Annotated in this window: 9 protein-coding genes; 5 read left to right on the forward strand and 4 right to left on the reverse strand. The window is 67.4% G+C overall.

The window, feature by feature from the left end; translation table 11 throughout:
* From ACLP25_RS25450 to tyrS, 4 genes are all read right to left on the reverse strand, one after another.
* A partial coding sequence (locus ACLP25_RS25450; RefSeq protein WP_442471901.1) for an REP-associated tyrosine transposase occupies positions 1 to 581 on the reverse strand: 581 nt, incomplete at its 3' end.
* 59 nt (positions 582 to 640) lie between these two features.
* Positions 641 to 1,810, reverse strand: a complete 1,170-nt coding sequence (locus tag ACLP25_RS25455) for a sulfatase-like hydrolase/transferase (RefSeq protein ID WP_442471908.1) — start codon at positions 1,808 to 1,810, stop codon at positions 641 to 643.
* Positions 1,728 to 2,075, reverse strand: a complete 348-nt coding sequence (locus tag ACLP25_RS25460) for a sulfatase-like hydrolase/transferase (RefSeq protein WP_442471902.1) — start codon at positions 2,073 to 2,075, stop codon at positions 1,728 to 1,730. Before ACLP25_RS25460 ends, ACLP25_RS25455 begins: the two co-directional genes overlap by 83 nt.
* A 107-nt stretch (positions 2,076 to 2,182) precedes the next feature.
* Positions 2,183 to 3,445: a tyrosine--tRNA ligase gene (gene tyrS / locus ACLP25_RS25465; RefSeq protein WP_442471903.1), complete on the reverse strand. Its 1,263-nt coding sequence runs from the start codon at positions 3,443 to 3,445 to the stop codon at positions 2,183 to 2,185.
* A 103-nt stretch (positions 3,446 to 3,548) separates the two neighbouring features.
* On the opposite strand from tyrS, the gene ACLP25_RS25470 reads away from it, so the two are divergent.
* The 5 genes from ACLP25_RS25470 to ACLP25_RS25490 form a co-directional block, all read left to right on the forward strand.
* The gene (locus tag ACLP25_RS25470) at positions 3,549 to 4,082 is read left to right on the forward strand and encodes an anthrone oxygenase family protein (RefSeq protein ID WP_442471904.1); all 534 of its coding nucleotides are present in this window, start codon (positions 3,549 to 3,551) and stop codon (positions 4,080 to 4,082) included.
* A 195-nt stretch (positions 4,083 to 4,277) separates the two neighbouring features.
* Positions 4,278 to 5,345, forward strand: a complete 1,068-nt coding sequence (locus ACLP25_RS25475) for a Dyp-type peroxidase (protein ID WP_442471909.1) — start codon at positions 4,278 to 4,280, stop codon at positions 5,343 to 5,345.
* On the forward strand, positions 5,338 to 6,147 hold the full coding sequence (locus tag ACLP25_RS25480) for a family 1 encapsulin nanocompartment shell protein (protein ID WP_442471905.1): 810 nt from the start codon (positions 5,338 to 5,340) through the stop codon (positions 6,145 to 6,147). The genes ACLP25_RS25475 and ACLP25_RS25480 overlap by 8 nt, the downstream gene beginning before the upstream one ends.
* Before the next feature lie 213 nt (positions 6,148 to 6,360).
* Positions 6,361 to 7,341 (forward strand): thiamine-phosphate kinase, encoded by a 981-nt coding sequence (gene thiL / locus ACLP25_RS25485; RefSeq protein ID WP_442471906.1) that lies wholly within the window; start codon positions 6,361 to 6,363, stop codon positions 7,339 to 7,341.
* Between the two features lie 10 nt (positions 7,342 to 7,351).
* Positions 7,352 to 7,714 (forward strand): inositol monophosphatase family protein (locus tag ACLP25_RS25490; protein WP_442471907.1); only part of this gene is annotated, 363 nt, incomplete at its 3' end.

Raw genomic sequence — 7,714 nt, forward strand, 5'->3', positions numbered from 1 at the left:
CGCCAGTCGCCCGACTTCGCCGCCAGACCCGCTTTTACTGGGTTTTCCTCTATGTAGGCGACCGCCGCTGCGAAATGCCGCTCGTCACGGATGAATCGATCGAAGTACTCCCGCTGCCAGACGGACCCGCTGGCGCCGCGATCGCGGTTGATCGCCTTCGACGTCCATGATTTCCACGCTTGCACGACATCCGCCAGCCGATTGCCCGGTTTCGGCGCGATCAACGTGTGGACGTGGTTCGGCATGACGACCCAGGAGAAGAGCTCGTATTTGATCCCGACGCCGTGAAGCAGGGCGGCCTGCACGATGCCGGCGAGCGCCGGGTCGCGCAGGAGGCACGCGCCGTGCCCGCCGTCGAGGGTCGCCTCTATCCGCCGCCGATGCGCCGCGAAGGTTTCGTCTTTCCGAGCTGCGGCGACGGCGCGCGGAAGCGCGTCGGCGAGCCGGAAGGTGATCTCCTGCACAACCTCGGGCGAATCGAAATGCGGAAGCCCGTGCGGAACGTACCAGCCCTTTGGCTCCTTGGAGGCGTCATGCGCCGGACGAGGCGCAGGACAGACATCGTCGATATCGTCCGGCATTTCGCCCTCCTCATTCGCAGTTGTCCGGCGCGCCAAGGGGAGACGCCGGCCCTCCGGCGCTACTCGGCCGCGCCGTCGATGACGTCGTCGTCCGGCAGGGCCGGGGGCAGGCTGAGGCGCTGCTTCATCGCCTTGAACTCTATCTGGAGCATGAGCGGCGGGACCATGGCCGCGGCGAGTTCGTTGGCGCGCTGCTGGAGTCCCATGACGTTGTCGGGATGGGCGGCGGCGACGTTGTCCTTCTCCGACGGGTCCGTGGCGAGGTTATAGAGTTCGACCGCCTGCGGCAGCGGCGTGCGCCAGACGAGCTTCCAGTCGCCCTGCCTTAAGCCCGCGCGGAAGGGCTGGAGGTCGTAGACGATCTCGGTGCGTGGGCTGGGCTTGCCCTCGCTAATCGTCCCCCAGACGTCGAGCCCGTCGAGCGGGACCTTCGCCTTGGCCGCGCTCGCGCCGGCGAGGCCGATGAGCGTCGGGTAGAGGTCGACCTCGTGGATCATCTCGTCGATGACGGTTCCGGGCTTGATACGGCCCGGCCAGTTGGCGACCGCCGCGACGCGCGTTCCGCCCTCGTAGACCGTGCCCTTGCCTTCGCGATAGGGGCCATTGTCGGGTGGCAGGCTTTTCAGCGCCGAGGTGTCCACCTCGCCGGAGAACATATTGCGGGTGCCGCCGTTGTCGGCCTGAAACACGATCAGCGTGTTGTCGCGCATCTTTTTCTCGTCGAGCGCCTTCACCACCCGGCCGATCTCAGCGTCCATCGCCGTGACCTGCGCGGCGTAGGCGCGCCGGGCCGGGTCGGCGATGTCCTTGTAGTGCTCGAGGTCCGCCTCGGGCGCCTGGAAAGGCGCGTGCGGCGCGTTGAAGGCGAGGTCGAGGAAGAGCGGAATTTTGGCGTCGTGGGTCTCGATCAGCTTGACGGCCGCGTCGCCGAGCAGCGTCGTGGAGTAGCCGGGCTCCTTGACCGGCTTGCCGTCCCGGAACCAGTCGAGCACGCCGTGCTGCTCATGGGTGAAGTAGTCGATCTCGCCGAGCAGCGGGCCGTAGTGATGGTCGAACCCGCGCTCGAGCGGCCAATACTTGCGGTCGGCGTGGCCGAGGTGCCACTTGCCGATCAGGTCGGTCTCGTAGCCTGCCTCCTTCAGCGCCTCAGGGAGGAGCCATTCGTCGGTCGGCAGGCCGTACGTGTGGGCCGAGGGAATGGCGATCTGGAGCCCGTAAGCGGAACGGATAGCGCCCGGTCATCAGGGCCGCGCGGGTCGGCGAGCACATCGGCTGGGCGTAGAACTGTTCGAGCCGCGCCCCGCCAGCGGCGAGCGCGTCGATGTTCGGCGTTTTGATGTCGGAGCCATGGAACCCGACGTCCTTCCAGCCCTGATCGTCGGAGATGATGACGACGATGTTGGGTTTTTGGGGTTTCTCGTCCGCGGCCGTTGCGGCGGCCTGCGCAAGCGCCGCCGCGAGAAGCGCGGTTATCGCCAGCCCTATAGCGCGCATGAAATTCGCTCCCATTCAAAATTGACACTTTCAGCTGCGCCCACCCGCGAGCGATGGAGGGCGCGCGTCCTGCGCGCCCGGGCGGCGAGACGCCGCCCCTCCGCCGACTACACCGCCCTCAACAGCACATGCTTCTTGCGCCCGAGCGACAGCTTCACCACCCCGCCCGCCTGCAAGGCTTCGCGGGTGATGACGGCCTTCTCGTCGATGAGCACTTCGTCGTTGATACGCAGGCCCCCGCCGCGGATCTGCCGGCGCGCCTCGCCGGTGGAGGCGACGAGGCCCGCGCGGACGAAGGCGGTGAGCGCCCCGATGCCACTGTCGAATTCCGCGCCCGGCGCCTCGACCGTCGGCAGGCTGTCGGCGAGCGCGCCTTCCTCGAAGGTTTTTCGCGCCGTCTCGGCGGCCGCCTCGGCCGCCTCCGCGCCGTGCAAAAGCGTGGTCGCCGCATTGGCGAGCGCCTTCTTCGCCTCGTTGATCTCGGCCCCGCCCAGCGCTTCGAGCCTCCAGATCTCGTCGAGCGGCATGAGCGTGAACAGTTTTAGGAACCGGCCGACGTCGGAGTCCTCGGTGTTGCGCCAGAACTGCCAGTAGTCGTAGGGGCTCAGCATCGCGGGGTCGAGCCAGACCGCGCCCGCCGCGGTCTTCCCCATCTTTGCGCCCGAGGCGGTGGTGATCAGAGGCGAGGTCAGCGCGTAGAACTGCGGAAGGCCCATGCGTCGGCCGAGGTCGAGGCCGGTGACGATGTTGCCCCACTGGTCCGACCCGCCCATCTGCAGCGTCACGCCGTGACGCTTGTAGAGCTCGGTGAAGTCGTAGGCCTGAAGGCACATGTAGTTGAATTCGAGGAAGGTGAGCTCGTGCTCCCGGTCGAGCCTGAGCTTCACCGAATCCATCGCCAGCATCCGGTTCACCGAGAAATGCCGGCCCACCTCACGCAAGAAGTCGATGTAGTTGAGCTTCGCAAGCCAGTCGGCGTTGTCGGGCATGATCGCGTCATGCTCGCCCTCGCCGAAGCGGATGAAGTGGGCGAAGGCTTTTCGAATGCCGGCCTTGTTATTCTCGATCGCCTCGACGGTCAGAAGCTTGCGGCTCTCGTCCTTGCCGGAGGGGTCGCCGACCATGGTCGTGCCGCCGCCCATCAGCGCGACCGGCTTACCGCCGGTCTGCTGCAGCCAGTGCAGCATCATGATCTGCACCAGCGAGCCGACGTGCAGCGACGGCGCCGTGCAGTCGAAGCCGATGTAGGCGGCGAGTTTCCCCGAGTGCGCCTTGTCGTCGAGGCCCGCGAGGTCCGAGCACTGGTGGATGTAGCCGCGCTCCTGCATCACGCGCAGGAAGTCGGATCGGGGCTGAAACGCGTCGGTCACGTAGCGGTCCTTACGGGAAAGCGTGGGCGACGCTTTAGGGAAGGGGGAAGCGAAGCGCAACCGGGAACCTCGGTGGCGGGTCGGCCGTTGGTGGCGGCGACGCATGATGGCGGATTTTTGCCGCTCGGCGTTCGGAGGCTCGCCGACCATGAACGTGATGATGTTGGCCGCGTCGCTTATTCTGGCGTCCGTGACGATCGTGTCGCCGCTTGCCGGCGCCCTCGAGGTCCCCGGGGACGTCCAACTCTCGCGCGACAGCTACCTTGCCGTTCGAGGGATCTACTATCCGGGTTTCACGATCGCGGGCGTCGCCGAACCGCTTGCCGTCGTCGTGATCTGCGCCCTTCTGGCGTCCCTCTCTCCGGCGACGCTGGCGTTCTGGCTGGTTGCGCTCGCCTTCGCCGCGGAGGCGCTCGCCCACCTCCTGTACTGGCTCCTGATCGTTCCCATGAACCGGGTCTGGCTGGCCGCGGAATCCGTTCCCACGGCGTCGGCGCCGCAGGCGACGACCGGTGGAGAGACCGCCGATCGGACCGCTCTCCAGGACCGCTGGGAGCGGTGTCATGTCTGTCGCGCGGTCGCCTCCACGGCGGCTTTTGTCCTCCTCGTCGCGGCGACGCTCGCTGAGGTCGGTTGAAGGCTTATGACCCCGCCGCGGCTTTCTTCGCCGCCGGGTTCGGCGTCGGCTCGGCGATCTTGACGAGGGACGCGAGGGCGAAGCCGCTTGCCCAGATTGGGCGCCAAAGCCTCTCATGCGCGGAGCCCGAGGCGAACAAAACGGTTGCTCGACGGGCGATCTTGCGACATGCCTTCGCTGGCAGGAGGGGTGATGATGCCCGCGACTTCCAGGACTGACGCGGCTGTTCCTCAGCCGGTGACGACGCCGCTGTCGCGCGCCGCCATTTTCCTGGTCGTGACGATCAATCCGGGTCCGACCAGTTGCGCAGCCGTGCGGTCTTTCTGCGCCGACTTTTCGGCGTTGGCGCGCGCGATTGAATTTCGGGACGTCGAAGCCGGGTTTTGCTGCGTGATGGGGATCGGGTCCGACGCCTGGGACAGGCTTTTCGGCGATCCGCGCCCGGCGGAGCTCCATCCCTTCCGGGAGATCCGGGCCGGATCGCGCCATGCGGTCGCTACGCCCGGGGATCTCATGTTCCACATTCGAGCCAGGCGGATGGATCTCTGCTTCGAGATGGCGACGCAGATCATGGCGCGGGTCGGCGACGCCGTCGCCGCGGTCGACGAGGTTCACGGCTTCCGATATTTCGATGACCGCGACCTCCTGGGCTTCGTGGACGGCACCGAGAATCCGCGCGGCCCGGAGATCGCCGAAGCCGCGATCGTCGGCGACGAAGACAACGCGTTCGCCGGCGGCAGTTACGTGATCGTGCAGAAATATCTCCATGACCTCGGCGCATGGAACGCGCTGCCGACGGAGGCGCAGGAGCGCATCATCGGCCGCACCAAGCTCGCCGACATCGCACTGGACGATTCGATCAAACCGACGTCGGCGCACAATGCGCTGACCTCGATCACCGAGAACGGGCAGGAACGTCAGATTTTGCGCGCGAACATGCCCTTCGGCCAGGCTGGCGCCGGCGAGTTCGGCACCTATTTCATCGGCTATTGCCGCACCCCGACGGTGACCGAGCAGATGATCGAAAACATGTTCGTCGGGCGGCCGCCGGGCAACTACGATCGGTTGCTCGACTTCAGCCGCGCGGTGACGGGAACGCTGTTCTTCACGCCATCCCTGACATTTTTGGACTCCGTGACCGCCGCCGCGCCTGCGGCGGCGACAGCGCCCCCCGAGTCGACGGCCGAACCGGCGCCCGCGTCCGCGCGCGCCGGCCGCTCGCTTGGAATCGGGTCCCTCAAAGGAGAAAAGGGTCATGAATAATCTCCACCGCGAGCTCGCCCCGGTTTCCGACGCGGCCTGGGCCGGCATCGAAGAAGAGGCGACGCGCACATTGAAGCGCTACCTTGCCGGGCGGCGCGTCGTCGACGTCCATGGGCCGGCCGGCGTCGACTTCTCCGCAGTGGGCACCGGGCGCCTCAAGATGATCGATGCGCCCGGGGAGGGCATACTGGCGCGGCAGCGCGAGGTGAAGGCGCTGGTCGAGCTGAGGGTTCCCTTCGAGCTTGATCGCCAGCAGATCGACGACGTCGAACGGGGCGCGAACGATTCGGACTGGCAGCCGGTGAAGGACGCCGCCCGGAAGATCGCCTATGCCGAGGACCGCGCCATCTTCGAAGGTTATCCCGCCGGCGGAATCGGCGGCATTCGGCAGGCGACCAGCAACCCGATCCTGACGCTTCCGTCGGACGTGCGTGAGTATCCGGTCGCGATCGCCCAGGCTTTGAGCGCGCTTCGTCTCGCCGGCGTCAACGGGCCCTATTCGGTGGTGCTCGGGTCTGAAGCCTATACCGCCCTCGCCGAGACCAACGACAACGGCTATCCCGTGCTGGAGCACGTCAAGGAGCTGGTCAAGGATGAGATCATCTGGGCGCCGGCCATCGACGGCGCCTTCGTGCTCACCACCCGCGGCGGCGATTTCGACCTGCGCATCGGCCAGGACATTTCGATCGGCTATCTGAGCCACACCGACGCCGTCGTGCGCCTCTACCTTCAGGAGACGCTGACATTCCTCGCGCTGACCACTGAGGCCGCGGTCGCCCTGGCGCCCGCTTCAACAAAGTAGACGGCCTCAGACGCTCGCCCGACACCCTGTCTGATCGCGACCTCAAAAGGACGCGGGCTTCCTCACTCTCGCCGCTGCGGCGCCCGCTCAGTCTCGACTTGGGCGCAAGCCGAGCGACCAACGATTTCAGGCCCATCGCGACAGCCGGCCGCAAATGGGCTAACAGAACGGCGGCCGGTGGTACGGCCGGAAAAGCCCGGGGTTCACCGCGACATGTCCTCCCGCCTCGGCGAAGACGCGTTGATCGCGCGGTATTTCGCGCCTTACGCCGGACCGGCGGCCCTGGGCCTGCGCGACGACGCGGCGCTCCTTTCGCCGCCCCCCGGCTGCGATCTCGTGCTGACGACCGACGCGCTGGTGGCGGGCGTGCATTTCTTCGCCGACGATCCTCCGCAATCGATCGCGCGCAAGGCCTTGCGGGTGAACCTGTCCGATCTCGCCGCAAAGGGCGCGCGTCCGCTCGGCTTTCTGCTGTCGCTCGCCCTTCCCCCGGACTGGACCGAGCCCTGGCTCGACGCCTTCGCCGCCGCGCTCGGCGCCGACGGCGCCGACTATGGCTGTCCGCTCGCCGGCGGCGACACGGTGAAAACGCCCGGGCCGCTCACCCTGTCGATCACGGCGTTCGGCGCCGTCCCGGCAGGCCGGATGGCGACGCGGACCGGCGTCAAGCCGGGCGATCGGCTCTATGTCACCGGCACGATCGGCGACGCGGCGATCGGCCTAAAAATCCGGCAGGGTCGGGGGCCCGCCATCCCGCACGCCGAGCGGGAGTTTCTGATCGGGCGCTATCTCGAGCCGCAGCCGCGCACGAGCCTCGCTCCCGCCATGGCGGAGCACGCCCACGGCGGCATGGACGTTTCCGACGGCTTTGTCGGCGACCTGACCAAGATGCTCGCCGTATCCAAGGTCAGCGCGCGGACGCTCGTCTATCGCGTGCCTCTCAGCTCCGCCGCGCGCGCAGCTATCGCCGTCGACCCCGGCCTGTTCGTCGTCGCGCTCACCGGCGGCGACGACTACGAGATCCTGGCCGCGGTCGCGCCGTCGAGCGCCGCCGCCTTCGAGGCCGAAGCGGCCGCCGCGAAGGCGCCTGTCACCTGCGTCGGGGAGGCGTTCGAGGGTCGCGATCCGCCGAGCTTCGTCGGGCCGGACGGCGGCGTGATGACGTTTGCGCAAGGCTCCTACAGCCACTTCTGAAGGACATCCGATGAAAGACGCCGATCCGACGCAATTTCGCTGGCTTGCCGCTCAGGCCGTGGCGCGTGAGGCCGGCGCGCTCGCCCGCCGGAGGTTCTTCGATTCGTCCTTCAAGGTCGGGTTCAAGGGGCCGCAGGACTATTTGACCGAAGTCGACGGCGAGACCGAGGAGTTGATCGCGGCCCGTCTGCACGAGGCCTTTTCGCACGACGGCTTCATCGGCGAGGAGACGGCGGGTCGGCCGATGCGCGAAGGCGGCGTCGTCTGGGTGGTCGATCCGATTGACGGCACCGCCAATTTCGCCCGCGGCATACCGCATTTCTGCGTCTCGATCGCCTGCGTCCTTGAAGGCTTTATCGAGGTCGGGGTGATC

Origin of the sequence: Roseiarcus sp. (assembly GCF_052145395.1) — a bacterium.
Taxonomy (GTDB): Bacteria; Pseudomonadota; Alphaproteobacteria; order Rhizobiales; family Beijerinckiaceae; genus Roseiarcus.